Source organism: Streptomyces cinnabarinus (assembly GCF_027270315.1).
Lineage (GTDB): Bacteria > Actinomycetota > Actinomycetes > Streptomycetales > Streptomycetaceae > Streptomyces > Streptomyces cinnabarinus.
In genome coordinates this window covers 8,594,779-8,614,820 of record NZ_CP114413.1, presented here as the reverse complement: position 1 = coordinate 8,614,820, position 20,042 = coordinate 8,594,779, and the positions used below count along the sequence as shown (strand labels likewise).

Here is a 20,042-nt window from a genome sequence, read left to right as displayed (position 1 = left end):
ACTCGGCTGCGCGACACTGTCCGTGCAGCTCGCCCAAGAGGAGGCCCCGATGACGAACCGAGCCCGCCCGCGCGTGCACCTCCTCACCGGCGGCCCCACGTGGGAAGTACGCAAGGCCATGCCCGACCAGCCCGGCTTCACGAAGCGTCAGAAGCAGGCCCGCAAGCCCCTCCTCCAGGCCATGAGGCGACTGGGTGAGGCCGTGAAGCGGCGGGACTGGCGCGCCGCCCGCGCCGCCCGGGCGGCTGCCTGGGACGAGGTCGACAAGCTCAACCCGGATCTGACGCGGGAGGAGCGGCAGAGGCTTTGGAAGTACAAACAGCAGATAGCCGCGGGCGAGACCCGCGATCGGCTCCGCCCGGTCCGCCCTGACCGCACCACGACACCCGGTCCGGCCCCACCGCAACCCGCTCCGCGCCCGGCGCGAGATGGCCGCACCCGGCATTGAGTGGCTATGCCCGAGGTGTGCCGTCCCAACGCCATGTGGTCAGGCGGGGGTGGCCGGGCAGTTCGGCGCGTCCGGTGGCCCACAGCAGAGTGGGCCAGGGGTCCGTGGACTCCGGGGCGTTCGGGAACAGGCGGGTGAGCACCCGCGCGCACAGGTCGGCGGGCGGGTCCCAGTCGAGCCCCAGCCCCTGGGCCAGGTCGTGCGTGTGCACGAGGGTCTCCACGATCCCCATCGCGGCGAAGCCCTCGGGGTCCGAGGCGCCGAAGACGTGGTGGGCGCGTACCTGCGGGGGCGTCGTACGCACCATGGCGACCAGCAGCGCGCCGCTCACTTCCAGCACCTGCAACAGCCCGACGGGCCCGGCCGCACGGTCGGCGTGAATCGCGTTCGCGGGACCTCCGGGCCGCCGGCTCTCCCAAGCGAACGGCACATTGCCGCCCACGGGCAGTGTTCTGGCGCCCAGTTGCGCGGCGTAGGCGAAGAGGTCGTCGCTGAGATGCTCGACGGTCTCCCAGCAGTCCCATTCCAGCGATCCTGCCTTCTGGTCCCACACGGTCGGCGGCGCCTTGCGGAGTACCTCCACAGCGAGCCGCACGGCAAGGTCGAGGTCGTCAGCGGTGACGGGGGACGAGGAGGGGCCGTTCTCGGCTGATCCGGACATGGCAGAACCGTATCCGCCGTTCAGCGAGCACAGCGAGCCCAATTCTTCCGCCGCGTCCTCCGTCGAGGCTCAGGGAGTTCCTTCGGGTCAGAGGGCCTGCCATCGCTGATGGAGCATGGAAAGCCGAGGTTAGACTCCACGCGCTTGGTTTCGCGAGCAATGGGGGACAAGGTGGCAGGTGCGGGCGACAGTTCTGGCAGAGCTCGGCGCGTCGACTTCGGCACAACGATGTTGTTCGGCGCGGTGTATGCCAGCGCGTTGTTTCTTCTGGTGACAGGCTTCGCTGTGGAACCGAGCGGCTGCGGGGGGCGCTTTCACGGTTCGTGTGCGGGCGAGACTTACTGGCGCCTCGGCGTCGGCTTCGGTCTCATCGTGGTGGTGGCGCCCGTCGTTCACAAGATTGTGCCGAGTGTTCCGTTCGAGCAGGGTGTCGGCCGGCCGGCCGCTGTCACCGCGCTGCTGTTGGGCGCAACGGTGGGTGTCGCTCTGACTGCGATGGCTGCCGGCACAGCGGGTTGAGGCGCGTGGATCAGTCCGGGTTCCGGGCAACGGGACGCTGGTGGCCGCACTCCAGCGCGGCTCCGCCACTGTCGACGACCACGTAGTCCACGATCACACGCTCGGGGTCGCCGCCTTCGTAGATCCAGACGACCAGGCAGTCGGTGGTGGAAACCACCGTGAACTGGGGATCCCGCGCGCCATCGGCCGGTACGACCGTGAACTCGTCTCCGGGCCTCAACCAGAAGTCCTCGCCGTACGGTTCGATGAAGAGACAGACGTCATCCTCACCGCCGTTCCGCACGGGGAGTCTGTTCACTCGGTTCAACTCCCCTTCGGCGTCCGCATGCTGACGTCCGCTCATCGTCATGCGAACGATTCAATCATCCGGCGAGGAAAGATCCGCGAGGTCTCTTTACGGCGGCGTCATCCGGCAGTAACTTCCAGCCTCGCAAGCGCTTGCAGCAACTTTCCGATGGTTCTTGCGCCAGTGTGCGGTCACCTCCTTCTGGCGCGGTCTGCTGACGAGGGAGTCTCATGAAACGCAGTCACGCCCGGCGGCTGAGACGGCCGCTGACGGCGTTGTTGATAACGGGCTCGCTGCTGAGCCTGGTGCAAGCCGTGCCCCGGGCCGATGACCTGCCCGCGGAACCGGTCGCGGAGGCCGCGGCCAACACGGCGACGGTGTTCTACTACACGAAGACCAGGAACTGGTCCCAGTACAACCTGCATTACGCCCCTGACGGCGGCGCCTGGACCACGGTCCCGGGCGTGGCGATGGAGGCGGCCTGCACGGACTGGGTCAAGAAGACGGTGGACCTGGGATCGGCCAGCGGTCTTCAAGCCACCTTCAACAACGGCAGCGGCACCTGGGACAACAACGGCGGCGCCAACTACGCACTGGGCACCGGGAACATCACCGTCAAGGACGGGGTCGTCGCCCACTCCGACCCCTGCGCCGACACCGAAACCCCGTCCGGCAACACGGCCACCGTCTACTACTCGACCGAGGCGCTCGGCTGGTCGACGGCGAACATCCACTACCAGCCCGCGGGTGGCAGTTGGACCACCGTCCCCGGCATCGGCATGCAGGCCGCCTGCACCGGGTGGTGGAAGCAGACCGTCGCCCTGGGCTCGGCGAGCTCCCTGAAGGCCGCGTTCAACAACGGCAACGGCACCTGGGACAACAACAACGGCGCCGACTACACGATCGCGACCGGCACCAGCACGGTCAAGAACCGCACCGTCGTCAACGGCGCCACCGACCCCTGCGCCGCGGAGGAGCCCGACACCGAGGCCCCCACCGCGCCCACCGAGGTCAGCGCGAGCGCCGACGGGGTCTCGGTCGTCCTGACCTGGGAACCGTCGACCGACAACAAGGGTGTCTCCAAGTACCAGGTGACGCGGACGGGCGGAGGCGGCGGCACGACCGTCACGGACACCGGCTCGACCGTCTTCACCGACACGGGCCTGGAGGAGAAGACCGAGTACTCCTACACGGTCAAGGCCGTGGACGCGGCCGGCAATGTCTCAGCCGCCTCGACTCCCGCCCAGGTCACCACGGGTGAGAAGCCCGACGCTCCGGCGGCCGGTACTCCACTCGGCACCGACCCGCGCAAGGACCCGATCTACTTCGTCCTCACCGCCCGCTTCAACGACGGCGACAGCTCCAACAACCGCGGCGGCAGCCAGCATGTGAAGTCGGGCAACGCGGCCAACAACGACCCCATGTTCCGCGGCGACTTCAAGGGCCTGGTCCAGAAGCTCGACTACATCAAGGCCCTCGGCTTCTCCGCCGTGTGGATCACCCCGGTCGTCCTCAACCGCTCCGATTACGACTACCACGGCTATCACGGCTACGACTTCTACAAGGTCGACCCCCGCCTGGAGTCCGCCGGCGCCTCCTACCAGGACCTGATCAACGCGGCCCACGCCAAGGGCATGAAGATCTACCAGGACGTCGTCTACAACCACTCCTCCCGCTGGGGAGCCAAGGGGCTGTACACGCCGACCGTGTACGGCGTCCGGGACACCGAGTGGAGCTGGTACTACGACGAGAAGAACGACGGCTTCGAGTACGACGGCCTGACCGTCGAGACCAAGAGCGGCAAGTCCTACTACAACGGCGACCTGTGGTCGACGGCCGAACCCTCCGGCAACACCTGCCTCAACTGGGGCAAGCCGACCGGCGGCAAGAGCGCCGAGGGCTACACCCTGTACAACTGCCAGTGGCCGAGCCCCACTTCCGGCATGTTCCCCACTGCGCTCTACCACCAGTGCTGGATCGGCAACTGGGAGGGCGAGGACTCCCGTTCGTGCTGGCTGCACGAGGACCTCGCCGACTTCAACACCGAGAACGCGACCGTCCAGAACTACCTGATCGGCGCCTACGACAAGTACATCGACATGGGCGTCGACGGCTTCCGGGTCGACACGGCCGTACACATCCCGCGCACCACCTGGAACCGCCGCTTCCTGCCCGCCATCCAGGAGCGCGTCACCCAGAAGTTCGGCGCCGAGGCCGCCCAGAACTTCTTCGTCTTCGGCGAGGTCGCCGCCTTCGTCAACGACAAGTGGAACCGCGGCTCGGTCAACCACTCCGCGCAGTTCTACACCTGGAAGGAGCGCAAGGAGTACGACGCCGACGACGCCAAGGCGGCGCTGGAGATGTACGACTACGAGCAGCAGCTGGGCACGGGCAACCAGCCCACCTCCACCAACGCCTTCCTCCAGGGCAACAGCTACCACACCCCGGACCACTCGAAGTTCTCCGGCATGAACGTCATCGACATGCGGATGCACATGAACTTCGGTGACGCGCACAACGCGTTCTCCAACGGCAAGGACTCGGACGACAGTTACAACGACGCCACCTTCAACGTCGTCTACGTCGACAGCCACGACTACGGCCCGAACAAGTCGAGCGAGCGCTACACCGGCGGCACGGACGCGTGGGCGGAGAACATGTCCCTGATGTGGACCTTCCGCGGCATCCCCACGCTCTACTACGGCTCCGAGATCGAGTTCCAGGCCGGCAAGAAGATCGACTGCGGGCCCAGTTGCCCCCTCGCGACCACCGGGCGCGCGTACTACGGCGACCACCTCGCCGGTGAGGTGACGGCGGCCGACTTCTCCAGGGTGGCGTCCGCGAGCGGCGCCGTCGCCACCACCCTGGACAAGCCGCTGGTCAAGCATGTGCAGCGGCTGAACCAGATCCGCCGGGCGATCCCGGCCCTGCAGATGGGCCAGTACTCCACCGAGGGCATCTCCGGCGGCATGGCCTTCAAGCGCCGCTACACCAGCGGCTCGACGGACAGCTTCGCGCTGGTCGCGGTCACCGACGGGGCCACCTTCACCGGTGTCCCGGACGGCCGCTACGTGGACGCCGTCACCGGCGACGTCCGCCAGGTCACCGGCGGCACCCTCACCGTCGCCGCCCCCGGCAAGGGCAACCTGCGGGTGTACGTACTCAACGGCTCCGGCCGGATCGGCACCGCGGGCCCCTATCTGAAGTAGGTCTCTGAAGGTCCACCCGGACCGTGAGGCACCCGCTTCGGGTGCCTCACGGTTGCAATGTGCCAACTCCGTTCCAGGCACGTCGAGTTGGCGTTCGAAACAGGGGTGATGCGGAAGACTGCCAGGCATGCGGATGACCGAGTGGAGACCGGCTGTGGCGGCGGTGGGGGCACTGCTGCTGGCCGGGTGCACCAGTGGGGCGGACGGGGATTCCGCCGGGGAGAAACCGTCCGGTCCGGCGCGGAGCGCGAACGGGGCCGACGGAACCAAAGAGGCCAGTCCGTCGGCTTCGGCGGCCGAGGACGAGCCGTACACGATGCTCGAGGAGCGGGCGCCACGGACCCGGGCCGAGGCCATCGCGTTCGTGCGCGGGCTCAGCACCCGCCCGGACCATTTCGGCGCCGGGTTCCGCAAGGCGCAGCCGTACGAGAGTGATCCCACCGAGTGGGCCGTGCTCGACGAGGAGTGCGTGTGGCAGCGGGAGCCGCTGCCCAGCACGGCGCTGGCCAGTCTCACCCGGAGGTTCGTCCTTCCGGGCAGCGGGGACAAGGGGCCCGTACAGGTCTCCCTGACGGTCACCGTGCACCGGGACACCACGGCCGCCCGCCGGGACATGGCCGTGTCCTTGCAGGAGGCGTTGCGCTGCCCGGACCAGCAGCTGAACGCCACCGAGCGGGTGATCGGGCTGTACTCGCGGGCCGATCCGTTCTCCGAGGCGCGCAACGGCGTCACCGACGACGATCTCGTCGAGAGCGGGGAGTTCCTCGTCGACGGCACGAAGGACCAGCTGCCCTTCGACTGGTTCAAGTACCGGCTCGGTCCGGTCACCGTGGCCGCGACGGACCGGATCGGGGCAGGCCACAGTGACGAGGAGGAGAGCGGGATCGCCTCGGAAGTGGCGCAGGGAGTCGCCTACACGGCGGCCGAGATCGACAGCATCGGCGGCAACCAGGCATCGGACGGCACCGGTGGCAAGGACAGTAGCGGCGACGACAAGGCGGAGGGCGCACGATGAGTGAGCCGCTGAGGCCCACCGACCCCTCGCGCATCGCCGGTTTCCGGCTGTTGCGGCGGCTCGGCGCGGGCGGCATGGGCGTGGTCTACCTCGGGCGCGACGACGAGGGCACCCTCGCCGCGGTCAAGGTGATCCGTGGTGAGAGCACGGATGACCAGGCGTTCCGCACGCGGTTCGGCCGCGAGGCGGAGCTGGCCCGGCGGGTGAGCAGCCGCTGGGTGGTGCCCGTGCTCGGCGCGGACGCGGAAGCCGCCGAGCCCTGGCTGGCGACCGCGTTCGTCCCCGGCCCCTCCCTCGTCGAGGCCGTGGCGGAACACGGCCCGCTGCCCGCCGCCACGACACGCTCGCTCGTGCGGCGGCTGGCCGAGGCCCTCACGGATCTGCACGCGGCCGGACTCGTCCACCGAGACGTCAAGCCCGGCAACGTGCTCCTCGCCCTGGACGGGCCCCGGCTGATCGACTTCGGGGTGGCGCGCTCCGAGGACGACACGGCGCTGACGGCCTCCGGCATGGTCGTCGGCAGCCCCGGCTTCCTCTCCCCCGAACAGGCCCGCGGCGGGACGGCCACCGCGGCGAGCGACGTCTTCTCGCTCGGCGGCGTCCTGGCCTACGCCCTGACCGGCCGCCCGCCCTTCGGCAGCGGAGCACCCGAAGCCCTGCTGTACCGCACCGTCCACGACGAACCCGACCTCGACGGTATCGACGACGACTCCCGGCCCCTCGTGGCCCGCTGCCTGGCCAAGGAGCCGGAAGACCGGCCCACGGCCGGGGAGTTGCGGACTCTGCTGGCCGAGGACGAGCCGGACGGCACGGTTCAACTCCCCGACCCGGTCGCGCGGATGATCGCCGCGCGCTCCGCCGAGGGCCTCGCGCTGCCCGAGATCGAGCCGACCCGGCTCGACGAGCCGACCGCGGCACCCCTTCAGGACACTCCGCCGGAGGACCGGCGCCCGAGCAGGCGCCGGCTGCTGCTGGCCGGTGGGGCGTTGCTGCTCGCCGCGTCGGGCGGGACCGCCGCGGCTCTGCTCGCGACCCGCGACGAGGACAAGGAGCCCGCCGCGGCCCGTCCCGTGTACGTCCTGGGCGTGCACGCCACCGAGGACACGGCGCTCGTCAGCCGGGTCAGCGAACGCGCCGCCCGGCTCGCCGTGGCCCAGCACAACGCCGTCCGGAATCGCGCGTACGACCTGAAGGTACGGGTCCTGCGCGACCCGGGCGACGCGGCCGGCGCACAGGACGTGGCGGGCCGGTTCACCGCGGACCGGGATGTGGTGGCCGTCCTCGGGCCCGTCGCCGAACTCCCGATGCGGTCGGCGGCGAAGATCTACGGCCAGGCCGGGCTGGCGCATGTGTCGAGCACGACGGGCCAGCAGGACTACTTCGTGACCTCGCCCAAGGCGTCCTTCCAGACCGGTCCGGCGCATCTCGCGATCGGTGGCTGGATCATGCTCCACGCCATGCTCACCAACCAGTTGGGGCGTATCGGCGTGGTCCTGGACCGCTCCGGTGGCACCACCATCCAGGACCAGGCCGGCCTGCTCGTACAGCAGTGGCGGGAACGGGGAGCCGAGGTGGTGCCCCAGGTCGTGGCAGAGGAGACCGGCGACGGTCCCGACGCGGTACGTGCGCTGCTCGCCGCAGAGGTGGCCGCCTTCGCGTACTTCGGCCCGCTCGACGCGACCGTCACCGCGGCCCGCCAGCTGGCCGCGGCCGGTTTCGAGGGCCCGCGCTGGATGCAGCATCTGCTGTACGGCACGGACTTCGCCGAGCGCGCGGGAGCCGCGGGCGAGGGCTGGTACGTCGTCAACGCCGCGGGCGATCCGTCCGCCCTCACCACCAAGGCGGCCCGGGACTTCACCGCCGCCTGGCGCAAGCGCTACGGCGCCGCTCCGGAACCGTATGCCATGGAGGCGTACGACTCGGTGCGCCTGCTGCTCGGCGAGTTCGCGCGGACCGTGCCCGCCAGGTCGGGTACCCAACCGGTACGGGCCGCCCTCGGCAAGCGGCTGGCAAAGGTCAACTACCAGGGCATCGACCGGACTTATACCTTCGGCGAATACCACAACTACCCCCTCACGGGGGAGGGCTGGCTGAGCAGTACGTACGTGCACGAGGTGCGCAACGGGCGCTTCCGGCAGGTCGGTTCGCTGGCGGACCTCCAGAACGCGGTCAATGCTGAGAGCTGAGTCGGGTACGGGCGCTTCGGGCGGGCAGATGGGGGGTGTGCCGTGGATCGGCTGCTGCCGTCCGATCCGTCGGTGATCGGCGAGTACCGGCTGGCGGCCCGGCTCGGCGCGGGCGGGATGGGCGTGGTGTACCTGGCGCGCTCACCGCTCGGCACCTGGTGCGCCCTGAAGTCGATCCGCGCCGAGCACGCCGACGATCCCGGGTTCCGGGCCCGCTTCCGGCGCGAGACGGAACTCGCGGCACGGCTCGGCGGCCGCTGGACCGTGCCCGTCCTCGCGGCCGACGCCGAGGCCCGCTCCCCGTGGCTGGCCACCGCCTATGTGCCGGGCCCCTCTCTCGCCGAGGCCATCGTCCGGCACGGCCCCTGGCCGGCGCCCCAACTGCGCTGCCTGGGCACCGCGTTGGCCGAGGCGCTGGAGGAGGTCCACGGGTGCGATCTGGTGCACCGGGATGTGAAGCCCGCCAACATCCTGCTGGCCGCCGACGGTCCCCGTCTGATCGACTTCGGCATCGCCCGCGCAGTCGGGGTGACCGCGCTGACCACCGACGGGTCGGTCATCGGCTCGCCCGGCTATCTCTCGCCCGAGCAGGCACGCGGCCGCACGGTCGGTCCGCCGAGCGACGTCTTCTCACTGGGCTGCGTCCTGGCTCACGCCGCCACCGGCCGCCCCGTGTTCGGCATCGGCGGCGCGGCCGGCGTCCTGTACCGCACCGTGCACGAGGAACCCGACGTGGACGGCGTACCCGAGGCGCTCGCCGGGATCGTACGGCGGTGTCTGTCGAAGTCGCCGGAGCAGCGCCCTCAGGTCGCCGAACTCCGGGATTTCCTGGGCCCGTTCGACGAGCGGAACTGGCTGCCGGAGGGGCTGCCCGCGCTGGTGGCGGCGCGTGCCGCGCGGGTGCTGGACCTGCCGGTTCCGCAGGGCACGGTCACCGACGGGACCCGCGTGGCCGACTTGGCGGACGCCTTGACGCTGACCGCCGAGCCGGCGACGAGCGCTCCGACAACCCGCCGCCGGGTACTGGCCGCCGGTGGCGCGGTCCTGGGAGTCGGCACGATCGGAGTGGGCAGCTGGTGGCGTTGGGGCCGCTCCGACCCGTCCGGGACCACCGGCTCCGGAAACCTGCCCCGGCACGTGCTCGGTCTGCTCGGTGACCGGTCCGACGCCGTGTTCACGGCGCAGGAGCGCGGCGCCCGGCTGGCGGTGAGCGAGCACAACGCCGACGATCGCCGCGTCTTCGACCTGGTCCTGCGCACCGCCGACGACGGCGGCACCGCGAAGCGGGCCGCCGCGGCGGCCGGGACACTGGCCGCCGACCCGGACCTGGTCGGGGTGATCGGCGCCGGTACCAACACGACCGCCCCCGCGGTGATGGAGGCTTGCGCGCAGGCCGGGGTGACGCACTTGGTCACCCGGGCCGACAGCAGCGAACTCAGCAACGTCAACGTCACCACCACACTGCTGCTCCGGCCCACGAAGACCGCGGGACCTCCGGCGATCCTGCGCTATCTGAACCGGGTGGTGAAACCCGCGCGCACCGCGGTGGTCCACGATCTGAGCGACGCCGACGCGACCCTGCCCACGGTCCGCATGGCCACCGTGCACAGGAAGCTCAACGGCGACACCCTGCTCGAGGACATCGCCCCGGACCGGGACTTCGACACCGCGGCCCGACGGATCACCGACCGTGACGACGACGCGGTCCTCTTCGCGGGCATCCGCCCCGACCGCGCCGCGGCCTGTGCTCGCGCCCTGCGCCGAGCGGGGTACCGCGGACCCTGCGTGGCGGACGAGCACGTGCTCGGTGCCCGGTTCCTCGCGGCGGCGGACGGCTGGCTGATCGGCACGGGGTACACGGACGCCGCCGACCCCCGGATCAAGGCGTTCACCGCCGCCCACCGCGCCCGATTCGGTGCCGCCCCCGCGCCCTGGGCGGCCGAGGCGTACGACGCCGTCCGCTTCGTCGCGCACGGTCTGACCGCCGCGGGCGACGACGCCCGTTCCGCCCTGCGCTCCGAACTCCTGCGCCACCCCTGGCAGGGCATCACCCGCAGGGCCAGCTACGACCGCGACAGCCAGTTCTTTGTCACGGGCGAGGACGCGGGTGAGTTCCTCTACCGGGTGACCGACAGTGCCCTGCGGTTCGTGAGCCGCGCGGACGACATCGGCGGGGCCGCCACGAACTAGCGGGTGCCGAGCGCCGGTTGACGGCGCGAGAGGTCTGGACAGCTTCCTGAGGCCGTGCTGTCATACCGCTGTCACCGGGTTTCCAACGTTGAAAAGGCGGCACCGGTCACCCCTACCCGGTCGCCGCCTCTGCACGAGGAAAGGTTCCATGACACAACACCGCACCCGCCCGAGAGCCAGAATGTGGGCGCTGCTCGCCGCAGCCGCCCTCACCCTCCCCCCGATGGGGCTGATGCCCGCCGCGACCGCCGCGGAGCAGCCCAGCACCGCATCCGCGCCCGCCGCCGAGGCCGCCGTCCAGACGCACGGTCTGAAGGGCGAGTACTTCAGCATGTCCGCACCCGGCGCCCGCGACTTCGCCGAACTGGGCGGCACCCTCCTCGACCCTCAGATCAACTTCTCCGGACTGACCAGCACCTTCGAGGAGTTGACCGGCCGGACGGAACACACGACCGCGCGCTGGACGGGACAGCTCACGGCGCCCGCCACCGGCGACTACACCTTCCACGCCATCGGCGACAACGGCTTCCGGCTGTACATCGACGGCGAGCCCGTCATCGACCACTGGGTCGGCGACTGGGACCGGGAGCAGACCAGCGCCGCCGTACGGCTGACGGCCGGTGAGCCGCACGACTTCCGCCTGGAGATGTTCCAGGACACCGGCGGAGCCAACATGTATCTGCGCTGGTCGACACCGACGCTGCCCAAGCAGCTCGTGCCGATGTCGGCGTTCACCCCGCCGGCCGACTTCGAGGTCTACCCGGTGGAGCCGTCCGTCGCCGCCGACGGCAAGCGGCTGCGCCTGCGCTTCGACGGCCGCGTCGGCAACCTCCGGGCGGTCAAGGACCATCTGAAGATCGAGGCCGACACCACCGCGATGCCCATCGGATCGGTCGCGCCCTACCCCGGCGACGCCTCGTCCGTCCTCGTCACCCTCTCCGAGCCGATCCAGAAGAACCAGCTCGTCCGGGTCTCCTACGACGGAGCGGGCGGCCTGACGGTCGGCGGCGAGAGCGTGCCCAAGGTCATCCGCTACGCCGAGAACGCCTCCACCCACCGCCTCACCACCAAGTGGGGAGACGGACTCGACAAGCAGCATCCGCTGCCGGAGTATCCGCGCCCGCAGCAGGTGCGCTCCAACTGGAAGAACCTCAATGGGCCTTGGCAGTTCAGCGCCGCCGAGGCGGGCGAGCAACCGGTCTTCGGGAAGAGCCTCGACGAGAAGATCATCGTGCCGTTCCCCGTCGAGTCCCAGCTGTCGGGCCTCGAACGGCACGAGGACCACATGTTCTACCGCAAGCTCGTCGAGGTCCCGGCGAGCTGGAAGGTGGGCAAGAGCGACCGGGCCAACCGGCTCAAGCTCAACTTCGGCGCCGTGGACTACCGGGCCACCGTCTACGTCAACGGCACCAAGGTCACCGAACACACCGGCGGCTACAACGCCTTCAGCGCCGACATCACCGACGCGCTCAAGGGCACAGGACCACAGGAGATCGTGGTCGCGGTCACCGACACCGGCGGTGCCAACCAGCCCATGGGCAAGCAGTCCACGAACCCGGGCGGCATCTTCTACACCCAGACCTCCGGTATCTGGCAGACCGTGTGGATGGAGCCCGTCGCCGCCGCGTCCATCGACGACATCGTTGCCACTCCCGACATCGACACCGGCACCCTCGCCGTCAGCGTCGGCTCCGACGACGCCTCCCCCGCCGCCCGTGTCGAGGCCGTGGCCCGCGACGCCCGCGGCAACGTCGTCGGCCGGGTCAGCGGACCCGCCGACAAGCAACTCACCCTGCCTGTGGCCAAACAGCACCTGTGGACCCCGGACGACCCCTATCTCTACGACCTCGACATCAAGCTCACGGACGGCGCGACCACCGACCGGGTCGGCAGCTACTTCGGCATGCGCGAGGTGGGCATCGAGAAGGTCGGCGGCTTCAACAAGCTCGTCCTCAACGGCAAACCGGTCTTCTCCCTCGCCACCCTGGACCAGGGTTTCTGGCCCGATGGTCTGTACACGGCGCCCAGCGACGAGGCCCTCGCCTTCGACCTCAAGGCGCACAAGAAGCTCGGCTTCAACGCCGTCCGCAAGCACATCAAGGTGGAACCGGCCCGCTGGTTCTACCACGCCGACAAGCTGGGCCTGCTGGTCTGGCAGGACTTCGTCTCCGGCAACCTCACCGACGAGACGGGCCAGAAGGCCTTCGTCGACCAGGGCAAGGAGATGATGCGGCAGCACCACAACTCGCCGTCCGTCATCGGCTGGATCGTCTTCAACGAGGGCTGGGGCGAGTGGAACCGCGAGGAGACCGGCCGGATCACCGAGTCGGTGCAGGCCCAGGACCCGTCCCGCGTCGTCAACGCCCACAGCGGCGTCAACTGCTGTAATTCCAAGGGCGATTCAGGCAAGGGCGACATCATCGACCACCACGACTACAACAACACCGACCCCGCCTTCCCCGACGACACCCGGGCCGCCATGGACGGCGAGCACGGCGGCTTCACCCTGCGCACCCCGGGGCACATGTGGCCGGGCGCCCCGACCGTGATCTACAGCGGTGTCACCACCAAGGAGGAACTGACCCGCAAGTACGTCGAGAACACCGAGCAGTTCTATCTCGCCCAGGCGGGCGCCGAACTGTCCGGATCGGTGTACACGCAGATCACCGACCTGGAGAACGAGCTCAACGGTCTCTACACGTACGACCGTCGCGACATCAAGGTGGATCCGGCCCGCGTACGGGACATCAACCGCAAGGTGATCGCCGCCGGGGCCGCCGCGGGCACCCAGAAGCCGCTCACGGGCGGCGGACACTGGACCCTCGACGAAGGCGCGGGCACGACCGCGCAGGACGAAGGCCCCAACGACCAGCCCCTCACCCTGCGCGAGGGCGCTTCCTGGATCCCCGGAGTCCACGGCACCGCGCTGAAGTTCGACGGCCAGAAGCAGTACGCCGAGACCGCGGGACCGGTGATCGACACCGCGGGCAGCTACTCGGTGGCCGCCTGGGTCCGCCTGGACCAGCTCCCCGGCAACTACGCCACCGCGGTCAGCCAGGACACCCGAGCCACCGCCAACTCCTTCTACCTCCAGTACGGACACGGCACCTTCGCCTTCAGCACACCCGGCGAGCGCCGCGCCCAGGTACCGACCGCCATCGAGACCGGCCGCTGGTACCACCTCGTCGGCGTCCGGGACGCCACGAGCAACCAGATCCGGCTCTACCTCGACGGTGAGCTCGCGGCGACCACCACCGGCGGGTCGGCCCTTCCGAGCACCGGACCGCTCACCGTGGGCCGGGCCCACTGGGACGGCTCGAACGTCGACTTCTGGAACGGCGCCGTCGACCAGGTCCACGCCTTCGACAAGGCACTGACCGCCGAGGAGGTGGGCGGCCTCTACGGCGACGAGAAGCCCTGACCCTCTGTCTCGTACGGAACGGCCCCGGTGGAGGGAGGTCAACTCCCTCCACCGGGGCCGCATTTGTTACCAGGAGGGTTTGGACTCACGGAGCCAAGGGCGCCTCCATCGACCAGGTCGTGTCCTCGGTGAAGAGTGCCGGGTTGTCATAGATGTGCGTACCGCCCGGGGTCGCCAGCCACAACTCGGCGTTGTAGTGGCGCAGATACTGCTCGGGGAAGTTGTACGCGGACAGCCGGATGCCGCCGTTCGCGCCGCGGACCGCGCAGAAGGTGGCATCGGCGCGGAACAGGTCCGTGTTGCCGGACTCCTTGTAGACGCGGTAGTCGCGGTGGCGCAGGTACTCGCCGGGGTAGTTCCGCGATTCGAAGCTGTAGCAGGTGTTGTTGGCCAGGCCGGGGACGATCTTCCAGGTGGCGTCGTTCTTCAGCAGCGCGTCGCTGCCGCTGCCGACGACCTCCGTGAAGACCGCGCCGTCCCTGTGCCGCACATACCGGTCGGTGTAGCCGGGTGTGGTCACGCGCAGGGACCGGTACTGGCCGGTGGGCAGGGTGGCCGGGGTGGTCGAGCCCTGGGAGGCGTCGATCAGCGCGCGGTTGGCGGCACGCACCCTGGCCTCGTCGACCTTGACGACCTGGCGGTCGTAGGTGAGCAGGCCGTTGGCCTCGTTCTCCACGTCGGTGATCTCGGTGTAGACGGACGCGGACAGGCCGCGCGGCATGCGCACCTCGCGGATGGCGTCCAGGAGGCCGACGAACCGGTTGTTCAGGTGGGCGAGGTCCGGCTGGTCCTCATAGCTGAAGCCGCCGCCGGGATACCACTCATGGCCCGGGACCTTGTACCCCAGTCCGCCGAACTCGCCGAGCACGGCGGCGCGGGTGGGGCTGGGCACGGTGGTGCCGGGGCCGACGTAGACATGGTGGTCGAGGAGGTCTCCGTTGCCGCCGTCGACCGCGCCGCAGCAGTTGATACCGCTCATGTTGTCGACGAGCCGGGAGGGATCGTAGGCCTTGACCTCGTTCGCGATGCGGGCCTGGTCGTACTGGCCCCAGCCCTCGTTCTGGTTGACCCACACGACCAGGGAGGGCGAGCTGCGGTGCTGGTCGATCACGCGGTCGTACTCGGCCTCCCACTGGACGCGGGCCGCGCTGTCGGGGGTGCGCAGGTCCATGGACGGCATGTCCTGCCAGACCAGCAGGCCAAGCCGGTCGGCCCAGTAGAACCAGCGTTGCGGCTCCACCTTGATGTGCTTGCGGACCATGTTGAAGCCCAGGTCCTTGTGCTTCTGGAGGTCGTGTCGCAGGGCCGCGTCGGTGGGTGCGGTGTAGATGCCGTCTGGCCAGTAGCCCTGGTCCAGGGTGCCGGTCTGGAAGACGAACTTGCCGTTCAGAACAGGGCGTTGATAGCCCCCGATGCTGGCGAGGCTGATCGTGCGCATGCCGGTGTAGCTGCCGACGGAGTCGACGACGGTGGCGCCGGAGAGCAGTTCGGCCTTCACGTCGTAGAGGAAGGGGTCGTCCGGGGTCCAGAGCCGCGGATCGGGGACCGGGACGGTGAACTCGGCGCCGACCGCGCCGGTGGCCGTGCCGATAGTGGTGCCGCCCGTGGACACCGTGACGCGGGCCTGGTGACCGCTGGTCCCGGAGCCGCGGACGGTCACCTTCAGCCGGTTGTTCACCGGGTCCGGCACCATGTCGAGGCGCGTGATGCGGGCGGAGGCCGTCGGCTCCAGCCACACCGTCTGCCAGATGCCGGAGGCGGCGGTGTAGAAGATGCCGCCGCCGGGGTGCGGGGCGACGTCGCGGATCCGCTGCTTGCCGACGGCCTGACCGCCGGTCTCGGTGGGGTCCCAGACCGAGACGACGACGGTGTTGGTGCCGCTGTTGAGCAGGTCGGTGATGTCGTAGGAGAAGGCGTCGAAGCCGCCGCTGTGGGTGGCGCCGGCCTGGCGGCCGTTGACCCAGACGGTGGTACGCCAGTCGCTGGCACCGAAGTGGAGTTGTACGCGGCGGCCGTTCCAGCCGGAGGGGACGGTGAAGGTGCGCTTGTACCAGAGCTTGTCGTTCTGGGTGATCTTGCGCTGGATGCCGGAGAGCGCGGACTCCGCGACGAACGGGACCCGGATCTGCTCGGTGAACGACGCGGGCTGACCGGCGTCGGCCGGGGTGACCGCGAAGTCCCAGATGCCGTTGAGGTTGGCCCAGTCGGGGCGGGTGAGCTGCGGGCGCGGGTACTCCGGCAGGGGGTTGTCGGTGGGGACCTGGTTCGTCCACGGTGTGGTCATCGGCGAGGGTTTCGGGGTCCACGCCTGAGGGGCGGCGGCCGCGGTGCCGGTGGCCGTCAGTGCCGTACCGGCGATCAGGGTGAGGGCGGCCAGCGCGGTGGTCGCCCATCGCGCCCGGTGTCTCAGCCAGGCCAATGGCCCACGGCGTAGGGGTACTTCACGCATCGTGACTCCTTGAGTTGGGGGTGGGGAGACGTGCGCGTGCAAGAGGCGGCCGACGCGTGAGCGTCCGACCGCCTGGAACCGGGCTCGGCGACAAGGCTTTGGACGCCCTGCCGCCAAGTCCGGGGCTTGTCACATCAGTTGCCGTCTGCGGCCCAGCCAGGTCTGGGCGATGACGACGACGGCCAGGAAAGCGCCGCTGACGACCTGTTGGTAGGAGGAGTCGAGGGAGCCGATCTGGTTGATGACGTTCTGGATCACCTTCAGGAGCAGGACGCCGACCAGTGAGCCGCTGACGTAGCCGAGTCCGCCGGTCAGCAGGGTGCCGCCGATGACGACGGCGGAGATGGCCTCCAGTTCCATGCCGTTGCCCAGGATGGTCACGCCGGACGCCAGCCAGGCCGCGTTCAGCGCCCCGGCCAGTCCGGCGAGCAGTCCCGACAGGGCGTAGACGAGGATCTTGGTACGGGCCACCGGGGCGCCCATCAGGGCCGCCGCGTCCTCGTTGCCGCCGACCGCGTACACATGCTGGCCGAACCGGGTCCGGCGCAGGACGACGGCGCCGCCGACGAACAGGCCCAGCGTGATCCACACGGGGTTGCCGAGGCCGAGGGTGGTGCCCTGGCCGAGTTCGGCGAGGAACGAGTCCTTGCCGATGAGGTAGGTGTCGGCGCCCTCGTCGGTCAGCGCCAGCATCAGTCCGCGCGCACCGAGCATGGCGGCGAGGGTGACGATGAAGGGAGCGAGCCGGGAGCGGGCGACGAGGAGTCCGTTGACGACGCCGATCAGTCCGCAGACCGCGAGCGGCAGCAGCAGTGCCACCAGCGTGCCGTGCCGCGATCCCCAGGCGGCCAGGACGCCGCCGAGGGCGAACAGGGAGCCGACGGACAGGTCGATGCCGCCGGTGATGATCACGAAGGTCATGCCGAGGGCGACGATCGCCAGGAAGGCGGAACTCGTCGCCATGTTGGAGAAGTTGTCGCCGGTGGCGAAGGAGTCGAAGGAGAACGACGCCACCAGGGAGACGATCACCAGGACGGCCAGCGCGCCGTGTTGCTGGAGCAGCGCGCTCAGTCGCTCGGAGCGGGCGGATCCGGTCGGCTCGGCCTGCTTCGCCGGCCCGGTGCTCGTGGTGGTCACGGGTTCATCCGTCTTCGTGGCGGTCATCGCTTCCCCCGTCCCCGAGCCGCGTAGACCGCGGCGACGATCACCATGGCCTGTGCGATCTGCGTCCAGGACGGTGGCAGGTCGTGCTTGATGAGCGTGGCGGTCAGGAGCTGGATGAGGACGGCTCCGGCCACGGTTCCGGCGATGTTGACTCGGCCGCCGGTCAGCGGGGTGCCGCCGACCACCACCGCAGTGATCGCGGAGAGTTCCATCAGGTTGCCCAGCGAGGTGGGGTCGCTGGCCTGGAGTCGCGCGGTGGCCAGCACTCCCGCGACCGCGGCGAGCAACGCGCTGACCACGTACACGATGATCAGCACGCGGCGTACGGGCAGACCGGCGAGCTGGGCCGCGGGGCGGCTGTCGCCGATGGCCAGCAGCTGGCGTCCGAAGGTCGTGCGGCGGATCACGAACGCCACCAGGACGGCCAGCACCGTGGCGATCAGGAACAGATACGGGACGCCCAGGACGTCGCCGGAGCCCAGCGAGGCCAGGGAGGGGTTGCGCAGGTCCTTCAGCTGCGGAAGCAGCACCAGTGCGAGGCCCCGGCCGCCGACCATCAACGCCAGCGTGGCGACGATGGGTTGCACGCCGATGAACGCCACCAGCGCGCCGTTGGCCAGCCCGACTCCGGCCGCGAAGAGCGCGACCGCGAGCAGCGCGGGCAGGAGGCCGTACCCGAGGTAGAGGGCGGTGACGGAGGCCGACAGGGCCATCACGGCGCCGACGGAGAGGTCGACGCCCTCGGTGCCGATGACCAGGGCCATGCCCAGGGCGACGATGATGACCGGGGCGACCTGGACGGCCTGGGTGCGGAAGTTCTCGGCGGACAGGAAGTGCGGGGTGATGAGGATGTTGACGACGAGCAGCACCGCCACGCCGGCGTAGACGCCGTACGTCTGCAGCCACTGGAGGACGCGGTCCTTGTCCAACGGGGTGGTGCGCAGGGCGACTTCAGCCATCGGCGGTCGCCCCTTCCCGTACGTCGTTCCCGGCGATGGCCCGCATCAGCCTCTCCTCGGTGACGTCGTCGCCGCTCAGTTCGCCGACGACGGCGCCGTCTTTCAGTACGACCACGCGGTCGGACCCTTCGATCAGTTCCTCCAGGTCGGAGGAGATGAGCAGGACACCCAGGCCGTCGGCGGCCAGTTCGTCGACGAGCTTTTGCACCTCGGCCTTGGCTCCGACGTCGATGCCACGGGTGGGTTCGTCGAGCAGGAGCACCTTGGGATGCATGGCGAGCCAGCGGGCCAGCAGCACCTTCTGCTGGTTGCCGCCGGAGAGTTCGCCCACCTTCTGCCGCGGTGAGGACGCCTTGATCCGCAGCCGCTCGATGAAGGTGTCGACGATCGCGTCGACCCGCGCCTCGGAGACCAGGCCGAAGCGGGACAGTCTCGGCAGCACGGCCAGGGCGATGTTCTCCCGCACCGACAGCCCCGGGACGATGCCCTCGCTCTTGCGGTCCTCGGGCAGCAGGCTGATCCCGGCGCGGATGGCGGCCGGCGTGGAGCCCGCGCGCAGCGGCACACCGGCCACGGTGACCGTGCCCGAACTCACCGGGAGGGCACCGGCGATGGCCTTCGCCGTCTCGGTGCGGCCGGAGCCGAGCAGCCCGCCCAGGCCGACGACCTCACCGGGACGGATGCTCACCGAGACCCCGTGCAGCTGGTGCGGAACCGTCAACTCTGCGGCGCGCAGGACTGGTTCGGCATCGGTGGCGCCATGGTCGCCGGTGAACTTGGTCAGGCCCTCCTCGCGGACCTCGCCCAGATCCCGGCCGAGCATCGTCGACACCAGCGAGAGGCGGTCGAGTTGAGCCAGCGCGCCGTGGTGGACGCGCCGCCCGTCGCGCAGCACGGTGACGGTGTCGCACACGGCGTAAAGTTCGTCCAGGCGGTGGCTGACGTAGACGACGGCGATGCCCTCGTCGCGCAGCCGTCGGATCACCGTGAAGAGGGTCTCCACCTCGCGTGGTTCCAGCGAGGAGGTCGGTTCGTCCATGATGACGATCCGCGCCTCGGTGGCGACGGCGCGGGCCAGGGCGACCATCTGCTGGGCGCCGACTCCCAGGCTGCGCAAGGGCCTTCGGACGTCGACCCGGACTCCGTAGGTGCGCAGTGTCTCCTCTGCCTCCCGGTTCATCCGGGCGATGTCCAGCACGCCGAACCGGTTGCGCGGTTCGCGGCCCAGGAAGAGGTTGCGGGCCACGCTGAGCAGCGGGATGAGGTTGACCTCCTGGTAGATGGTGGAGATCCCCGCCTTCTGCGCCTCCAGCGGGGTGGCGAAGGCGACTTCGCGGTCCTGGAAGACGATCTGTCCGGCGTCCGGCCGGTACACGCCGGTGAGCAGTTTGATGAGCGTCGACTTGCCGGCGCCGTTCTCGCCGATCAGGGCGTGGACCTCACCGGCGTGCAGGGTGAGGTCCACGCCGTCCAGGGCCCGGACGCCGGGGAAGGTCTTGCTCAGTCCGCGGACGGCGAGGACTTCGGCGGGCATG

The 20,042-nt window shown here is 69.9% G+C and carries 13 protein-coding genes; 7 read left to right on the top strand and 6 right to left on the bottom strand.

Going from position 1 to position 20,042, the window contains the following annotated elements; genetic code table 11:
* Positions 1–49: 49 nt before the first annotated feature.
* Complete coding sequence (locus tag STRCI_RS38855; protein ID WP_269663708.1) at positions 50–448, top strand: hypothetical protein; 399 nt, start codon at positions 50–52, stop codon at positions 446–448.
* Positions 449–452: 4 nt separating this feature from the next.
* Here the strand turns inward: STRCI_RS38855 and STRCI_RS38850 are convergent, their stop codons facing one another.
* On the bottom strand, positions 453–1,109 hold the full coding sequence (locus tag STRCI_RS38850; RefSeq protein WP_269663707.1) for a maleylpyruvate isomerase N-terminal domain-containing protein: 657 nt from the start codon (positions 1,107–1,109) through the stop codon (positions 453–455).
* A 159-nt stretch (positions 1,110–1,268) separates the two neighbouring features.
* Between STRCI_RS38850 and STRCI_RS38845 the strand changes: the two genes are divergently transcribed.
* Positions 1,269–1,628 carry a hypothetical protein gene (locus STRCI_RS38845; RefSeq protein ID WP_269663706.1) on the top strand — a complete coding sequence of 120 codons (360 nt, stop codon included), beginning with the start codon at positions 1,269–1,271 and terminating at the stop codon, positions 1,626–1,628.
* A 10-nt stretch (positions 1,629–1,638) separates the two neighbouring features.
* On the opposite strand, the gene STRCI_RS38840 is transcribed toward STRCI_RS38845, so the two are convergent.
* Complete coding sequence (locus STRCI_RS38840; RefSeq protein WP_269663705.1) at positions 1,639–1,926, bottom strand: hypothetical protein; 288 nt, start codon at positions 1,924–1,926, stop codon at positions 1,639–1,641.
* Positions 1,927–2,144: 218 nt separating this feature from the next.
* Between STRCI_RS38840 and STRCI_RS38835 the strand changes: the two genes are divergently transcribed.
* The 5 genes from STRCI_RS38835 to STRCI_RS38815 all read left to right on the top strand — a co-directional run bounded on the left by STRCI_RS38835 (position 2,145) and on the right by STRCI_RS38815 (position 13,935).
* The gene (locus STRCI_RS38835; protein WP_269663704.1) at positions 2,145–5,123 is read left to right on the top strand and encodes a carbohydrate binding domain-containing protein; all 2,979 of its coding nucleotides are present in this window, start codon (positions 2,145–2,147) and stop codon (positions 5,121–5,123) included.
* Positions 5,124–5,250: 127 nt separating this feature from the next.
* Positions 5,251–6,138, top strand: coding sequence for a hypothetical protein (locus STRCI_RS38830; RefSeq protein ID WP_269663703.1), 888 nt, complete (start codon positions 5,251–5,253; stop codon positions 6,136–6,138).
* Positions 6,135–8,324: a bifunctional serine/threonine-protein kinase/ABC transporter substrate-binding protein gene (locus STRCI_RS38825; RefSeq protein WP_269663702.1), complete on the top strand. Its 2,190-nt coding sequence runs from the start codon at positions 6,135–6,137 to the stop codon at positions 8,322–8,324. Before STRCI_RS38830 ends, STRCI_RS38825 begins: the two co-directional genes overlap by 4 nt.
* Positions 8,325–8,366: 42 nt before the next feature.
* The gene (locus STRCI_RS38820; RefSeq protein ID WP_269663701.1) at positions 8,367–10,514 is read left to right on the top strand and encodes a bifunctional serine/threonine-protein kinase/ABC transporter substrate-binding protein; all 2,148 of its coding nucleotides are present in this window, start codon (positions 8,367–8,369) and stop codon (positions 10,512–10,514) included.
* A gap of 148 nt (positions 10,515–10,662) precedes the next feature.
* Positions 10,663–13,935, top strand: a complete 3,273-nt coding sequence (locus STRCI_RS38815; protein WP_269663700.1) for a LamG-like jellyroll fold domain-containing protein — start codon at positions 10,663–10,665, stop codon at positions 13,933–13,935.
* 85 nt (positions 13,936–14,020) lie between these two features.
* On the opposite strand, the gene STRCI_RS38810 is transcribed toward STRCI_RS38815, so the two are convergent.
* The 4 genes from STRCI_RS38810 to STRCI_RS38795 form a co-directional block, all read right to left on the bottom strand.
* Entirely contained in the window at positions 14,021–16,384 is a 2,364-nt protein-coding gene (locus STRCI_RS38810; RefSeq protein ID WP_269663699.1) for an AbfB domain-containing protein, read from the bottom strand.
* A gap of 129 nt (positions 16,385–16,513) precedes the next feature.
* A complete protein-coding gene (locus STRCI_RS38805) occupies positions 16,514–17,548 on the bottom strand; it encodes an ABC transporter permease (RefSeq protein WP_269663698.1) in 1,035 nt (344 codons plus the stop codon).
* On the bottom strand, positions 17,545–18,507 hold the full coding sequence (locus STRCI_RS38800; protein ID WP_269663697.1) for an ABC transporter permease: 963 nt from the start codon (positions 18,505–18,507) through the stop codon (positions 17,545–17,547). The genes STRCI_RS38805 and STRCI_RS38800 overlap by 4 nt, the downstream gene beginning before the upstream one ends.
* Positions 18,500–20,041: a sugar ABC transporter ATP-binding protein gene (locus STRCI_RS38795; protein ID WP_269663696.1), complete on the bottom strand. Its 1,542-nt coding sequence runs from the start codon at positions 20,039–20,041 to the stop codon at positions 18,500–18,502. Before STRCI_RS38795 ends, STRCI_RS38800 begins: the two co-directional genes overlap by 8 nt.
* Position 20,042 lies beyond the last annotated feature (1 nt).